The 16,594-nt window shown below is 33.1% G+C and carries 13 protein-coding genes; 9 read left to right on the plus strand and 4 right to left on the minus strand.

From position 1 onward, the window contains the following. Positions 1–425: 425 nt before the first annotated feature. A complete protein-coding gene (locus AAIE21_RS08815; RefSeq protein ID WP_343266414.1) occupies positions 426–1,661 on the minus strand; it encodes a surface carbohydrate biosynthesis protein in 1,236 nt (411 codons plus the stop codon). A 252-nt stretch (positions 1,662–1,913) separates the two neighbouring features. After that, positions 1,914–4,610 carry a glycosyltransferase gene (locus AAIE21_RS08820; RefSeq protein WP_343266415.1) on the minus strand — a complete coding sequence of 899 codons (2,697 nt, stop codon included), beginning with the start codon at positions 4,608–4,610 and terminating at the stop codon, positions 1,914–1,916. Positions 4,611–5,309: 699 nt separating this feature from the next. Here AAIE21_RS08820 and pseB point away from each other — a divergent pair. Genes pseB through pseI form a run of 6 tightly spaced genes read left to right on the plus strand, consistent with a single transcriptional unit; the run spans position 5,310 to position 11,034 of the window. Further along, entirely contained in the window at positions 5,310–6,275 is a 966-nt protein-coding gene (pseB, locus tag AAIE21_RS08825; protein WP_343266416.1) for a UDP-N-acetylglucosamine 4,6-dehydratase (inverting), read from the plus strand. A 55-nt stretch (positions 6,276–6,330) separates the two neighbouring features. Further along, the gene (gene pseC, locus AAIE21_RS08830) at positions 6,331–7,524 is read left to right on the plus strand and encodes a UDP-4-amino-4,6-dideoxy-N-acetyl-beta-L-altrosamine transaminase (RefSeq protein ID WP_481858665.1); all 1,194 of its coding nucleotides are present in this window, start codon (positions 6,331–6,333) and stop codon (positions 7,522–7,524) included. A 20-nt stretch (positions 7,525–7,544) separates the two neighbouring features. Beyond that, entirely contained in the window at positions 7,545–8,282 is a 738-nt protein-coding gene (locus AAIE21_RS08835) for a cytidylyltransferase domain-containing protein (protein ID WP_343266417.1), read from the plus strand. Positions 8,283–8,287: 5 nt separating this feature from the next. Next, positions 8,288–9,373, plus strand: a complete 1,086-nt coding sequence (gene pseG, locus AAIE21_RS08840; protein ID WP_343266418.1) for a UDP-2,4-diacetamido-2,4,6-trideoxy-beta-L-altropyranose hydrolase — start codon at positions 8,288–8,290, stop codon at positions 9,371–9,373. A gap of 17 nt (positions 9,374–9,390) precedes the next feature. Further along, positions 9,391–9,969, plus strand: coding sequence for a formyl transferase (locus AAIE21_RS08845; RefSeq protein WP_343266419.1), 579 nt, complete (start codon positions 9,391–9,393; stop codon positions 9,967–9,969). A 15-nt stretch (positions 9,970–9,984) separates the two neighbouring features. After that, complete coding sequence (gene pseI / locus AAIE21_RS08850) at positions 9,985–11,034, plus strand: pseudaminic acid synthase (protein ID WP_343266420.1); 1,050 nt, start codon at positions 9,985–9,987, stop codon at positions 11,032–11,034. A gap of 252 nt (positions 11,035–11,286) precedes the next feature. On the opposite strand, the gene AAIE21_RS08855 is transcribed toward pseI, so the two are convergent. Further along, a complete protein-coding gene (locus AAIE21_RS08855) occupies positions 11,287–12,429 on the minus strand; it encodes a glycosyltransferase (RefSeq protein WP_343266421.1) in 1,143 nt (380 codons plus the stop codon). A gap of 249 nt (positions 12,430–12,678) precedes the next feature. Here AAIE21_RS08855 and AAIE21_RS08860 point away from each other — a divergent pair, with 249 nt between their 5' ends. Continuing rightward, positions 12,679–12,909: a CGEA protein gene (locus AAIE21_RS08860; protein ID WP_343266422.1), complete on the plus strand. Its 231-nt coding sequence runs from the start codon at positions 12,679–12,681 to the stop codon at positions 12,907–12,909. A gap of 567 nt (positions 12,910–13,476) precedes the next feature. Here AAIE21_RS08860 and fabI read toward each other — a convergent pair. Further along, positions 13,477–14,253 carry an enoyl-ACP reductase FabI gene (gene fabI, locus AAIE21_RS08865; RefSeq protein WP_001050746.1) on the minus strand — a complete coding sequence of 259 codons (777 nt, stop codon included), beginning with the start codon at positions 14,251–14,253 and terminating at the stop codon, positions 13,477–13,479. 312 nt (positions 14,254–14,565) lie between these two features. On the opposite strand from fabI, the gene AAIE21_RS08870 reads away from it, so the two are divergent. Together AAIE21_RS08870 and prpE are read left to right on the plus strand one after the other, a co-directional pair. Then, complete coding sequence (locus tag AAIE21_RS08870; protein WP_343266423.1) at positions 14,566–15,726, plus strand: FtsW/RodA/SpoVE family cell cycle protein; 1,161 nt, start codon at positions 14,566–14,568, stop codon at positions 15,724–15,726. A 78-nt stretch (positions 15,727–15,804) separates the two neighbouring features. Further along, a complete protein-coding gene (gene prpE / locus AAIE21_RS08875) occupies positions 15,805–16,545 on the plus strand; it encodes a bis(5'-nucleosyl)-tetraphosphatase PrpE (protein ID WP_343266424.1) in 741 nt (246 codons plus the stop codon). The last annotated feature ends 49 nt before the right edge of the window (positions 16,546–16,594 follow it).

Here is a 16,594-nt window from a genome sequence, read left to right on the forward strand (position 1 = left end):
CAGAGAAATATCCATATTTCCAAAGCATCTAAAGGTACCCTTCTGTCTCTATCCTCAAATCCCACAATGTATCAATGAAATTTCTTTGTAGTATTAATACAATTCTTTAGGGTTCATTTTTATTCTTCATCTTTTCATAAATACGCTTCTTACTATGCTCATGACACATAAAGAATAAAATTTTTTTATTCTTTTCTCGGAAACCTTAAACTGCTAAAATGCTTTTGAAGAAAACACAGTGAAGTAACAATAGTAAATTTTTTTCATAACAATGACTTCAAAACAAAATGCTGCATAGGTTGATTTACTATAAAAAACACACGCTCTTTGAAAATTGATTTTTCATTCTATAAAACCATCCCCCCTTGATAACAAGGGGGGATTTAACTAAGGAATTTACCTTAAGCTTCACAGAAAGCAAGAACTCAACTTTTTGAAGATGTTATTTCAAATAAATCAGGAGCTAATGTTCGAATACTCACTTCATTTTTATTCATTTCTATTAAATCCAATTTTTTGAAGAAACTTTTTATTTCTTCCTCTGAAGTCAACGTATGGTCCCCTTTTATTGTAGAGAGTGCTCTTACAGACGATTCCTCAATAGAGCTTTCACCCGTTAAACTGATTTTATCTAATAAACTAATAATATTCTTATACGCATAGTTTTCTTCATCCATGGCCCCATAATAATTTTTTGATAGAATTTTTTTCCCTTCATTCATTTCCCCTTTAGATAAATAGAAGTCGATTAAGTTGAATACTTCATTACTATTTACTGATTTATGGGTAACTGCATTAGGTAAATATTTTCTCTCCTTTTCATAATCAATCGGCATATAAGCAATGACTGGTTTATCAAGTAACAAAGCTTCAATGCCCGTCGTACAACGATTGTGTATCACTACTTTCGAGGCTAAAATCCACATGACAACATTACCATCATGGGCCACAAACACATTTTTATAATCCGACAATTCTTTTCGATAACTATCCACATTTTCATGAATATGAGGACGAACAACAATATTAAGATTTGGATATTTCCCACTTAATTCTTTAATTAATTGGATGAAATGTTCATATACCTTCTTTATATAACGTTCATTAGGATTAAATCCTCTTAAAAAGTGATTATATTGAGTAAATCTTGTATTCACTAAAATAAAATCTTCAAACCGCTGTTCAATCATTTTAACTTCATCACTATATAAACCCCGGAACTTTTTCTTGAGTAGATCGAACCGTGGATGACCAGTTAAATGAAATTTCTGCTTAAATTCAGGAAAAGTATTTGTAACTATTTCTTTATGAGCATCTCCCCAGCAATATACATGCTCGAGTATTTTGACATACTTATCATCTTTTCCAAGACGGCTATAATTATTGCTATTAAGAAATAATCCTTCTTCTTCATCTAATTCAACGATAGAATAGCCTAGTTTGTATGCGTGATCCATATATTCTTTCCTTGCATCACCATAAGGAGTTCCCTTTGAACAAATAATCCCCTTAGGTAATAACTCCAAATGAGCGAGAATAGGCGTATGCGTTCCCAGAATAACTCGATAATTCCCTTTAATTGCATAATAGGTTAAGAGTAATTTTGCGTCTAATTCCCTTGTTTTTGATTCAATTGGTAAGTAGAGAAACTTTTGTGACATAATCATCACCCCTTCTTATTTTTTCAATCGAAAATAATCGTGCCTTTAGTAGCTTACATTATATTTCTCTTATAAAGTAAAACTTTAATTAGTGAAGGTTTTCTTTATTCCCCACTGATTACTAGTCCTCACTAATCGAGCTTTTACTGGGCGCTCCCCCCACCTAACTTCTTTCTTTTGTTGAACTTTGAGGTGGGGTCTTACTGCCCACAAATAGCGGAATAAGCCTACTGAATCCATTAATATTTACTATCATTCATCCCTTTCTTGAAAATTTTTTAATTTTGTTGCTTTCTCATTAATTTCTTCTCTGTTTTTTAATAATCTTTTTAATAAGTTTAATATTTCAGTACTAGTTACATTATCAATAATCCATCCACATTGGTATCTTTTCACTCGTTCAGCAGGAGCACCTAGATTAAATGTAATAATGGGGTAACCCGATAACATCGTTTCACTTGTTGTATATGAATACGTTTCAGGACAAATTGAAGGAGTAATCACCAATGCTATTTCTTTTTCAGCTAATATTTCTGATAAATTATCAACTTCATATCTTCCTGTTACTTCAAACTTACCTTCATCACTTTTGTATGGGTTAAAATGAATATTTGTTATACCAATCACTTTTAAGTTTATTGGCAAATTTTCTTCAACAATTAAATCCTTTAATTCATATATAATGCCTGATCCTTTCGGCAAATCGATTGCCCCCACAAAAGCAATATTCAATTCTTGTTTATTTAAAAAATCCTTATTAAAAGTGTATGCTACTTTTGAATCAATGGAATGTTCTCTTACTTCTATCTGGATATCTTTATAATATTTCAAAAGAATTTTTTTCGTGTTATAACTAGGCGTTATCACCTTTTTGGCCCCTACCAAAAAAGAATGAAACGCTTTTCTCCAATCTTCAATGTTAATAGTTTCTTTTGGATATAATTTTTCAATACACCCTTGACAGATTTCTGGGTTTGTTTCAGCATTACAATATTTCTTTTCGTGGTTAATTAAATTGTAACTTGGACAAATACAATAAAAATCATGAACAAAAAAATAATAATCCACCAGTGAGTGTTTTATTAAACTGAACATTTTTTCAATTGGATACTTAAATAAATGATTAATAAAAATTAGATCAATTCTTAAAGCACTTAATAATTTTTCAAAATTTATTTCATTTAGTTTACTTAGTTTAAGATGATAATGTATTGGTTCAGAATGATTATGATCAGTTAAAATTAAATAATCTGTCCCAGGTATTAGTGTGTATATCCTCTCATCATCGCCTAATGTTTTTATATGGTTAGCTTGATAGATTGAGGCACCACCACCTAAACCATGGTCGATAAATAATCTACCCTTTTTATAAGAATATTTATCTGCGGCCATTACACTTTTCATAAATTCTCGTATATTTTTCATTGGATCCAACTTTATAAATTTTTGTATTATCTTATTATAATTGGGGTATCGGTCAAGCAATTTTTTTAAATTACTTGACATTAACGCTTGTTTACTGCCATCTATTTGATTAAAACTTACACCATGTTTATGATAAACAAACACATTTGGGATCAATATATTTTTATATCCTTTATGCTGAGCTCTCATACACCAATCATTTTCCTCGCCATACCCTTTGCCAAAAACCTCATCATCAAAGATTCCGATATCATGAATAACATTTCTATTTAATGCCATACAGAAGCCTACACCTGTTGGGATTACTATCCCTTTGTTAAGGATATATTTTGAAAAATATGAATCGACTTCATTTGTATTCATATCGTACGGTAATTCATTATCTTGAAGAAAATTAGGATAGGAACAAATCGTAGCACTATTTGAGAAAGGGGTAACTGATGAAATTTTATTATTTACTAGAATAGGGTTAATTAAACGCCGAAAACAATGTGGTGGAATTTCTGTATCGCTATTTAATAAAATGGGGTGATTCGTTGTTAAAAGTAAGCCTTTATTAATACTTTGTACATATCCTAGGTTTCTATCATTGTGTATAACCACTAATTTTTTTAAGTTTTGAGATGATTTATCGGATTTCAAGTTTTCTAAAAAATGGTATATTCGCTCATCTGTACTAGCATCATTAATTAAAAATAAGTTAAATTTAAGATCTGCATTATCATATATACTTTCTATACATCTCTTCGTAAATTCATAACCATTATATATTGGTATAATCACATCTACTTCAGTATTCTGAAATAAGTTATTCTTATATTCAACATAATTTACTTCATTAAATGTTTCTAAACTAAATTGATCAAGAATAGAATCATTTAAAAAAGATGGTTCATCAACTCCTTCGTTTATATTCGAAATAGATTGGATATCCGTTGGTTTTTCGTAGTTCAAATTTAAAATTAATCCTTTGTCGTCACCATTTAAATATTTATCCATATAGAACTTAATCTCTTTTTCTTTTTTTGAATAATCCCAAATCCTCAGATGATTTACTTGTCCTTCAAAATATCCGTATCCTTCACATCCTCCAATATTTCCTGATGCAAAGATATTATTCTTCGTACTTTTTAATCCTTTTTTTACAAAACCTCCATTCACATATAAGTTTGGAGTTTGATTTTCATAAACAATGGCTATATGAGTCCAATCGTCTATTTTTATCTCACATTTGAGTAGAGCAAATACATCATTGTGGCTATGTTCATATACCGTTACACCATTCGTTCCAACTGATATCCCAGTGCCCGATTCATCTTTTTGCTCCATTGCAGATTTCCCCGGACTAATAATGAATCTTTGACCGGAAGTGCTATGCTTTCCTTCATCTAATTCCCAATTTAAGTTAAGTTCCTTTTGAGGCTTTACCCAAAACTCATAGGTGAAGTTATTTTTAATATTTTTAAATAAATCCTTTGTCAGTATCACTTCTTGCCCTTTGAAATTTAAAAATCCTTGCAACACATTGTTCACCCTCGCTTATATAATTCATTCTACAATTCAAAAAACAAAAATATTTAACTATTAAAATTACAAGATATATATACTTTTTTGCTAATTATTTAATAGCACTATCTAACGCCTATTTCAAAGTTCATTGAATTAAGTGTTTTTTATTAATGAAGATACATTTTTATTATTATTTGAGTTTTATAATCGACTAATTATACACGATCGATGTTTTTATTCATTACTAATTAGTGATATAAACTATGCACTCAAACAATAGAAATCGGACTTAGGCTTTTCCTTTTATCATGCTATGTTTTGTTTTTCTTTTTGTATAGTTACATAGTCTAGCTTGAAAAAAGATGGTGCATTATCCTCTATATTAAATAAAGAATTTTCTCTCTGAGTTTAAACAGCATATGATATGTAACACTTTTAGATTAGAAAATTTGAAGGTACCGCTTATATCTAAAAACGAAGATTTTGATTTCTAGCATTTCCATAATATAAAAGAAGCTATTAAACAGATTTATCATTTCCTGAACCAAGAAATAAAAAATGGTAAGGCACAATTACAAGTAAATTATAATCTAGGCTTATTTACTATTTCGGTAAAACTATAAGGAAATATGGAGATGATACCCAAACGTTTTTCCGAAATATTCATAGTAATAGATAAAGAAAATGTATTCAATAAAAAAGGCTGTGAATAAAATGGATTTAACAGGAAAAACAATTTTAGTTACTGGTGGAACAGGCTCTTTCGGAAAAAGATTTATAAAAAAAGCCCTGGAACTTGGTGTAAACAAGATCATTGTTTTTAGTCGTGATGAGTTGAAACAATACGAAATGGCTCAAGAATATACCGATTCGCGTATTCGTTTTTTTATTGGGGATGTACGTGATAAAACTCGTTTATATCGAGCATTTGCTGGGGTCGATATTGTAGTTCATGCAGCTGCTCTGAAGCATGTAGGTTCATGTGAGTACAATCCGTTTGAAGCCATTAAAACAAATATCTATGGTGCTCAGAATGTAATTGAAGCTGCTATAGATTGTGGAGTGCAACGTGTCATTGCTTTAAGTACAGATAAAGCTGCTTCTCCAATTAACTTATACGGTGCAACAAAATTAGCATCAGATAAACTTTTTGTTGCAGCAAATGCTTATGTAGGAAAAAAAAACACAAGATTTTCAGTTGTACGTTACGGAAATGTAGTAGGCAGCAGAGGCAGTGTAGTGCCATTTTTTAAAAGTATAAAAAATACCGGGAAGATTCCTATTACAGATGAACGTATGACTCGATTTTGGATAACACTTGATCAGGGAGTACAATTTGTTCTTGATAACCTTCAGCGAATGAAGGGCGGGGAAATTTTTATTCCTAAAATCCCTAGCATGAAAGTAACAGACTTGGCAAAAGTAATTGCACCTGAATGTAAAATTGAGTTTATAGGCATCCGTCCAGGAGAGAAACTTCATGAGGCTATGATCACTGAGGATGATGCCCGTCATACTTTGGAATTTGAAGATTATTATATCATTCAACCTGAATTCAATTGGTGGGATAAAGCAAATATAAGTGAAGGCAAGCCACTTCCAGAAGGCTTTAGTTATACAAGCGACAAAAATGAACATTGGTTAACAAAGGACGAGTTAAAAAGATTCATTAATGAATAAGATAACAGAATAACTAAAATGAATTAAAACAATCTATAAGGGAGTATTAATGATCATGAAACATCTTTTAGCGCTTCATGGAGGAAAACCCGTACGGGATCATTATTTGCCATACGGCAAGCAATCCATTGATGAAGATGATATCCAAGCCGTAATAAACATTTTAAAAAGTGATTTTATTACAACCGGTCCAACAATAAAACAATTTGAAGATCAAATGGCAGCATATGTAGGTGCAAAATATGCCGTAGCATTTTCAAGTGGAACAGCCGCCCTGCATGGAGCTTGCTTTGCAGCGGGGATCTCCACTGATGATGAAGTCATCACCACATCAATGACGTTCGCTGCCAGTTCTAACTGTGTCCTTTATCAAGGTGGAGTACCGGTATTTACGGATATTGAATCCGATACTTACAATATTGATCCTGCACTAATAAAAGATAAGATTACAAATAAGACAAAGGCAATTATACCTGTACATTTTACAGGACAACCAGCTGAACTTGAAGAAATCTCAAAAATTGCCCGAGAATATAACCTAACAGTAATCGAAGATGCAGCTCATGCATTAGGAGCTACTTACAAAAAGAAAAAAATTGGTTCAATTAGCGATATGGCCATGTTCAGTTTTCACCCCGTCAAACATATTACAACAGGCGAGGGTGGAATCATTACAACAAATAATGAGGACTACTATCAAAAACTTCTGCAGTTTCGAACACATGGAATCACCCGTCATCCTAACAACCTAACTGAGAATCATGGTCCTTGGTACTATGAAATGCAATTTCTTGGCTATAACTATCGGATGACAGATATCCAAGCCGCTCTTGGATTATCACAACTGCAAAAATTAGATTCTTTTATCACTAAAAGAAAACAATATGTAGCAATGTATGAGACGGAACTAAAAGATTTACCTGAAATTATTTTACCAAAACAATTAAACCATGTTGATTCAAGTTGGCATTTGTATATCATTCAGTTAAATTTATCAATGTTGAAAGTTGACCGAAAAGAAATCTTTCAAGCGTTACAGCAAGAAAATATTGGTGTCAATGTTCACTACATTCCGGTTCATTTACAACCCTATTATCAAAAATTAGGTTACCAAAAAGGAATTTGCCCCCATGCTGAAAAATTATATGAAAGTATCATTACGCTACCATTATTTTCACAAATGAGTGAACAAGACGCTAATGATGTCATTCATGCAGTTAAAAAAGTAATAAATTTTTATAAAAAATAAATGAATAAAAAGGTGATGAAATGAAAGTTGCCGCTATTATTCAAGCCCGAATGGGCTCAACTAGGCTTCCAGGGAAAATCCTGAAGAAAGTTCTTGATAAAACACTATTAGAATATCAAATTGAACGAGTAAAAAAAGCAAGAACAATTGACCAAATTATTGTAGCTACTACTACAAAGCTCAATGATAATCCAATCATTGAGCTTTGTAGGCAACTTTCTGTTCCTTATTATCGTGGATCAGAAGATGATGTATTATCACGCTATTATGAAACTGCAACGAAATTTTCTGTGGATGTTGTAGTTCGATTAACTTCAGATTGTCCCATTATCGATCCTAATATTATTGATAAAGTAGTTAATTGCTATTTAAAACATCAAAATGAATATGATTATATCTCTAATACACTAACCCGTACGTATCCGAGAGGACTAGATACAGAGGTTATACCCTATCAAATTTTAAAACGAACATACGAAGAAGCCAATGAGCCATCATATCGTGAGCATGTGACTGCTTATATATATAACAACCCCGGGAAATTCAAACTGTTAAATGTCCATCATAACTTAGATGAAAGTAAGCATCGCTGGACTGTCGACACGAAAGAAGACTTTATTCTTATTAAAAACATTATTACCAGATTATATCCAGTTAATAGTCAGTTTTCTTTCAGCGATATTTTAAATTTATTAAAACAAGAACCAGATTTGTTTTATATTAATAGTCATATAGAACAAAAGAAGATAGGTATGTAACTCAGATGAACATATTCATTCGAGTAGATGCTTCTATAGAAATTGGAACAGGTCATGTTATGCGATGTTTAACCTTAGCAAAGGAATTAAAAAATCTAGGACATCAGGTAGCTTTTATATCTAGGGAATTAAATGGCCATATGTGTAACTTTATAAAATCTAAAGGATACACAGTATATATGTTACCGAAAATGAAACTAGTGAATAGTAATTGTAATACCGCTCATGCTCACTGGCTTCAAACTAGCTGGGAAATAGACGCACAACAAACAATAAATATTATAAATCAGAACATTTCCCCTGTTGATTGGCTTATTGTAGACCATTACGCATTAGATAAAAAGTGGGAAGAAAAATTGAAGGAATTCACCCAATATATAATGGTTATAGATGATTTAGCAGATAAATCACATATGTGTGATATACTGCTTGATCAAAATTATTATACAAATATAGACCAAAGATATACAAAATTACTCCCTAAAAATTGTATAAAATTATTAGGTCCCAAATATGCACTGCTAAGGACAGAATTTTTAAAGAGACGGAAAAATGTAAGAAAAAGAACTGGTAATCTTAAAACAGTACTCATATTCTTTGGTGGAAGTGATCCCACTAATGAAACATTCAAAGTAATCAAAGCTCTAGAAGCACTAGATTGTACACAGCTTCTTATTCATGTAGTTATCGGTCAAGCAAATCCTCAAAAAGACTTCATCCAAAATTCATGCAAAAAACATTCAAATATGACCTTCCATTATAATATTGATTATATGTCCCGATTAATGAATGAAGCAGATCTGGCAATATGTGCTGGAGGTTCGACAACTTGGGAAAGATATTGTTTAGGGTTACCTGCACTATTAATCTCAGTGGCATATAATCAAATTGAAATATGTAAAGCAGTAGGAAATTTAGGTATTGATTTTTATATTGGAAAATCAGATGAAATTTATGAGAAAGATATTTGTAATTCCATTGAGATTGTTAGGAGCGGAAACTTTGATTTAGAGGAATCTTCTAGAAAAGCATTAGAAATGGTAGACGCTTTCGGGAAAACACGTGTAGTATCCGAGATTTTACAATATTAAATGTTAAGGAAGATATTATGAACATTCTATTATTAGGATCTAAATGTAATAACTTGTACAGTTTTCTTAAATCATATGGAGATCGTGTTGTTTTCTATGAAGATAAAATAGACATTCACTCACCTATTCTTACTCATATTGATTTTATTGTCAGCTATGGATATAGATATATGATTCCTCCTTCGATTATAGAGAAATTTAATAACAAGATTATTAACTTGCATATATCTTATCTTCCCTGGAATAAGGGGGCTGATCCCAATTTATGGAGTTTTCTTGAAGATACACCTAAAGGGATTACAATTCATTATATAGATAACGGATTAGATACAGGGGATATTATCGCTCAATTGAAAGTTCCCTACAAGGAAAACGATACACTAAAAACCTCTTATGATAGACTATGCCAAGAAATAGAACGACTTTTTATTGAGAATTGGGAGTTAATTCGTTCTGGAAAAGTTATGAGGAAACCACAATCTCTTGGCGGCAGTTATCATAGATTAAAAGATAAAGAAAAGTATTTGAATTTCCTTACTGATGGATGGGATACGTCAGTGAAAGATATAATAGGTAAAGCAAAAATGAACGGTTAGAAAGGAGAAGATAGAATGAAAGATGTTGAGATTAATGGAAGAAAAATAGGTCGTAATCAACAACCATTTATCATTGCCGAAATGTCTGGAAACCATAATCAGTCATTGGAACGTGCATTACAAATCGTTGAAGCTGCAGCAAAAGCTGGAGCACATGCTCTAAAAATTCAAACTTATACAGCTGATACGATGACACTCGATATAGATAATAAAGATTTTAAAATAGAAGATGCAGACAGCTTATGGAAAGGAAACACTCTTTATAAACTATATCAGCAAGCTTACACACCTTGGGAATGGCATAAACCGATTTTTAATAAATGTAAAGAACTAGGTATAACCCCATTTAGCACCCCATTTGATGAAACAGCAGTTGATTTTCTAGAATCCCTAAATGTTCCTTGTTATAAAATTGCTTCTTTTGAAAATACTGATATCCCTCTAATCTGCAAAGCTGCCTCTACTGGCAAACCACTTATTATCTCCACCGGTATGGCTACAATTTCAGAATTAGATGAGACTGTCAAGGCTGCCAAATCAGCAGGCTGTAAAGACCTTATTTTGTTGAAATGTACAAGTACGTATCCTGCTTCCCCGGAAAACACTAATATTTATACAATTCCTCATATGAGGGAATTATTCCAATGTGAAGTAGGTTTATCAGATCATACATTAGGAGTAGGTACTGCAGTCGCAAGTGTTGCACTGGGAGCAACTGTAATTGAAAAACATTTCACTTTATCTAGGGCTGATGGAGGAGTAGACTCCGCGTTTTCAATGGAAGCAGACGAACTAAAATCTCTTGTTATGGAAACAGAACGAGCATGGCAGGCACTAGGGAAGGTTTATTATGGACCGACTGAGATGGAAAAAAGCTCATTAAAGTTTCGTCGTTCTCTATATGTTGCACAAGATATGAAAGCTGGAGATCTTTTAACAACAGAGAATATAAAAGCCATTAGACCTGGGTATGGTTTGGCACCAAAATACCTTCCTATTTTACTAGGAAAGAAAGTGAAAAAAGATATTGTTAAGGGAACACCTGTAAATTGGGATTTGATTTAACGAAAAACTCCTTAAATGAAAAAACAAAATTCCTGTCTCTGTTAATCAAACTTCCCACATGAGTTTCAGCATTTTTTTATCTATGAAGTATTTTCTATCAGGGGCTATTGTCATTTTTTATCAAATAACCCCTCTTTCATTTTATATGGTTGAAAAAGCCTCTAAACAACTCTTTATCTGCAGTTGTTCTACAGATCTTTAAGAGTCACAATTACCATTTTAATCTTTCCTTTCTTTTCATTGATGAAAAGATTATAAAATCTCTTCATTTTGACAAGCTACCGATAAATTACGCGCTTTTTCCAAAATTTCACCGCGATTTGTTGAAAGATTTTGTAATAATTGTAAAACACTCTGGCTACTCACTTCTTTCAGAATCCATCCCCCTTTATATTTTCTTATTTGCTCCGCTGGGGCTCCCATATCAAATGCAATGACCGGATACCCCGAAAACATAGCCTCATTGGTTGTATAAGAAAATGTCTCTGGACATATAGAAGCCGTTATAACGATAGCTATTTTATGTATTGCTAAAAGATTAGAAATTTCCTTATTATCATATGGTCCTGTTACAACAAAATGTCCGCTTCGGCTAACAAATCTTCTTTTATGCCTGTCTGTTAACCCAATTACTTTTATACAAAAGGGTAGCTTTCCCCTTTCAATTTCCATTTTAAGTTTATATAAAATGTGCGATCCTTTATTTTTGTGTATATTTCCTACGAAGGCAACATTAAGCTTTTTTTCACTTGCGAATTCAGGGGTATATGCATAGTAGATATTAGGAGATAAAGGATGCTCCTGTACATCTATATCAATGTCAGGGAAATGTTTTTTTACAATTTCTTTTGTACTGTTACTTGGAGCGATTACCTTCTGAGCATTTGATAAAAAAGATTCAAATTTTTTTCTCCAAGTTTGAATATCTGTTTCCCTTCTCCCACTCAAACACGCCGTACATATATTTACATCTGTTTCATTATTGCAGTAAGGACCATTCCTTTTAATCAAATTAACGAGAGGACATATACAAAAAAAATCATGTATAAAATAGATGTAATCAATTCCAGAATGTTGAATGAATTTTATAAAATCAAATATAGGGAATTTAATGAGATGATTTATATAAATTAATTCAATATCCATTGACTTGAGTAGTAATCGGAAGCTATTTTCATCATAATTATGAAACTCGTATTCATCGTACAAAGGGCTTTTTTGATTTATATCTTCTATACGAAAAATTCCAGCTCTAAACGTCATCTTATAAATTCTATACTTATGTTTATTCTGCTCAATATACGTATTTTGATAGTATTCTACTCCCCCGCCTATAGGATTCATCACAAATAAAATGCCTTTCTTTTTTTGAGCACCGTCTCTTTCCAATAACATACTCCCACCTTTATATGAATTTTGCTATTTTACATTCTTTTTCATGTAAAATAGCAAAATAAGACTGCACTTTCCGCTTCAAGTAATCGCTACAATAAAATGAATGATTACTACAGTGTATTTCTTTCATTTCTAAAAAATCACTCATGTTTTATTTACCCAATCACTTTCTATTTCCATACATATATTAACTATATCTTTATTTAAAATACATGTATTCTAATATCAAATTTAAGGTAGGTGAAAAAAATGGCAAATTGCGAAGGTATAGTTTGTTTTTTATTTGATAGTTGGTCACCAGGAACTATTGTTACAATAACAACCAGATCTGGACAAATTATTGGGCCTGCTTCTCTTCTTGCATTTCATTCCAATCTTTGCCTAGTTATCTTAGAAGAAGAAAGTTCAATAACACCACCCTCTACAAATTTTATATTCATAAGTTGTGAAGATATAGAAAGTGTTACTCTCTCTGCTTAAATTCATGAACTGTAATTTTGTATTTTCAATTAACAAGAATCAATAACAGGATATTATAACTATCTAATCAAAAAAATAATTTTTTCTAACTCTAAAGACATACATGATAAATAAGCGCTATCGGATTTGATTGGTTACAATTAAACTACTATTGCACCAGGTATAGCATACTTTTAGGTAACACCTAGTATGTAAAAATTTTTTCTCATAAAGCTGCGACTTTCTTTCGCTTTTCTAACAAATGAAACTCGAAAAAAATCTTTATGTGTTCTTAAGTATTTCCTTGTATTACTCATAGCTTTATATTCAATTTGCTCTTTTTATTTCCCCTTAGTATTAGTTCTTCCATCCAAAGCATACTAGAAAAACAAATAAGATTTACAATTCGTCTTAAATTAAAATAGACATAAAAAACGCTATCCTTTCTGCACATTTTTGCAAAAGAATAGCGTTTTCTCTTTATATTATATAGATAAAAACTTAGCTTAAGGAACATGCTTGGTATTTTTCCCCAAAAAACATATACCTAATTTTAACACCTGTCCTACAGCTTAATAAGACTCTCCGTTATCCTAAAATATGATACCCAGAATCCACATGAATGTTCTCACCAGTAACTCCGCTCGCTAGGTCACTGAATAAGAATAACGCTGTGTTACCAACTTCTTCTTGTGTTACGTTACGACGAAGTGGTGCGCGTTCTTCGATTTGTTTTAGGATGCTGTTGAAGTCGCCAACACCTTTAGCTGATAGCGTACGGATTGGTCCTGCTGATACAGAGTTTACGCGGATGTTATGTTGTCCTAGGTCGTTTGCTAAGTATCTTACGCTTGCGTCTAGTGATGCTTTTGCAACGCCCATTACGTTGTAGTTTGATACTACACGCTCGCCGCCAAGGTATGTTAATGTAACGATGCTGCCGCCTTCTGTCATTAATGGCTTCGCAGCTCTTGCTACAGCTGTTAATGAGAATGAGCTAATGTTTTGTGCTAGTAAGAATCCGTCGCGAGATGTATCAACGAACTCGCCTTTTAAGTCATCACGGTTTGCGAATGCGATGCAGTGTGCTAATCCGTGAACAACTCCAACTTCTTCTTTAATAGATTGGAAACAACGTGCGATATCTTCATCGTTTGTTACGTCACATGGTAAAACAAGTGATTGTTGTCCTTCTAATGATTCTGCTAGGTCACGTACGTTTTTTTCTAGACGCTCACCTGCATATGTGAAAATTAAGTTTGCTCCTGCTTCATGTAATGAACGAGCGATACCCCAAGCGATGCTGCGTTGGTTCGCAACTCCCATTACAATAATGTTTTTTCCTTTTAAGTTGAGAAGATTCATTTGTTTATCCCCCTAAATTTATTAAATAACATCAGTTATTAGTACCTGGTAATATATTTATATCATATCACAAATTCGAAAGAAGGCAAAATAAAATTATTAGTATGACTGGTTCTTTAATTCTCTTTCGTTCTTTCACTTTCCTGCTATTATGAAGGCACGCTCTTTATTTCCTATATACAAGGTAATTATAAATCTAACATCTCTGCTCTAAAATCCAAACAACATATTTGCAAACCACTCAAAATCCGCTAATATGGTAATAGCGTCTTTTTTTCATTTTATAAAGAGCAATAGAAAGGACTACGTACGGTGAAAGATAAGAATTCCCAATATCGAATAGATTACATATTAATCCTGATTGTACTCGCAATTGCAATTGTTAGTTGTTTTGCTATTGCAAGTGCTCAGCCATCTTTACCACCAGCATTGCAAAAAGTAAACTTTGTAGCAAAACAAATTCAATGGTATGTCATTGGGACGATCGCAATTGTTGCGATTATGGTTATTGATTTTGACCGATATAAGCAAATCGCTTGGTATTTGTATGGATTTGCGATGGTTTTACTGATTGGACTTGAATTAAAAGTTCCTGGAGCTGTAACAATTAAAGGGGCTACTGCTTGGTATAGCGTGCCAGGCCTTGGTAACTTCCAGCCTTCTGAGATTATGAAATTATTTTTAATTATTGTTATTGGCCGCATTATCGTCAATCATAATGAAAAGTATTCATTTCGTTCGCCACGCGAGGATTTAATTTTACTCGGTAAAATATTCGCTGCGAGTTTACCACCACTGCTTTTAATTGCGAAAGAACCTGATTTAGGAAATACAATGGTTATTTCAGCAATGATTGCAGCAATGATTTTAGTTTCAGGTGTACGCTGGCGCTTTATTTTCGGTTTAGCTACTATTGTTATAGCAGCTGCTTCGACGCTAACGTATATTTATTTTGAACATACAGCATTCTTTAAAGAACATATTTTAAAAGAATATCAATTAGATCGTTTCTACGGCTGGCTAGCACCTTATGAATACGAAACGCAAGGATATCAGTTACGTCAGGCTGTTTTAGCAACCGGATCAGGTGAATTACATGGTAAAGGCTGGGAGAATGGTCAAGTATATTTTCCAGAACCGCATACCGATTTTATTTTTACAAACATTGCCGAGCAATTCGGATTTTTAGGAGCAAGTGTTGTCATTTCCCTGTTCTTCCTTCTAATTTATCGAATGATTCATATCGCTTTGGAAAGTAATGATCCATTCGGTAGTTATTTATGTGCAGGAACGATCGGAATGTTTACATTCCAAGTATTCCAAAATATCGGGATGACAATTGGATTGCTTCCGATTACAGGGATTACGCTTCCTCTTATGAGTTATGGAGGTAGTTCCTTACTAACCTATATGATTGCGATCGGCTTCATACTGAACGTACGATCACGAACGAAAACATTTATGTTTGACTAAACCATATCCACTTGGGTATGGTTTTTTCTATATCCACTTTAGGTATACTAAGAAAAAACTCGAGATGGAGGTTACAAAATGAAATACGACATTATCGGGGATATACACGGCTGTTTAGAAGAGTTTCAAACGTTAACAGCGCAGCTCGGTTATAACTGGGATAGCGGTCTTCCTGTTCATCCAGAGAAGCGACAACTTGCTTTTGTTGGAGATATTACCGACCGTGGGCCAGCATCCCTAAAAATGATTGAAATTGTATGGGAACTTGTGATGAATAAAAAAGTTGCTTATTATGCTCCCGGCAATCATTGTAATAAGTTGTACCGTTTTTTCATCGGACGTAATGTAACAATTGCACACGGATTAGAAACGACCGTCGCTGAGTATGAAGCGCTAAAAACTCGTGAGCAAAAAATCGTGCAGAAAAAGTTTATTGATCTTTACGAACAGTCACCACTCTATCACGTTCTTGATAACAAAAAACTCATCGTTTGTCACGCCGGTATTCGCCAAGATTATATTGGAAGGACGGATAAAAAAGTCCAAACTTTCGTATTATACGGGGATATTACGGGGGAAAAACATTCTGACGGCTCTCCTGTTCGCCGTGATTGGGCGAAGCATTATGAAGGAAAAGCGTGGATTGTATACGGTCACACCCCTGTCGCAGAACCTCGCTTTGTCAATCATACGGTGAATATTGATACAGGAGCTGTATTTGGCGGGAAACTAACAGGACTGCGCTATCCAGAGATGGAAACAATTTCTGTTCCTTCTTCTATGCCATTTGTTCCTGAGAAATTCCGTGCAATTACATAAGAAATAAGCTTCCCTCATACGAACTGCAACCCAATTGTTAGACACAGTG

Source organism: Paenibacillus sp. 102, assembly GCF_039549175.1.
Lineage (GTDB): Bacteria > Bacillota > Bacilli > Bacillales > Bacillaceae_G > Bacillus_A.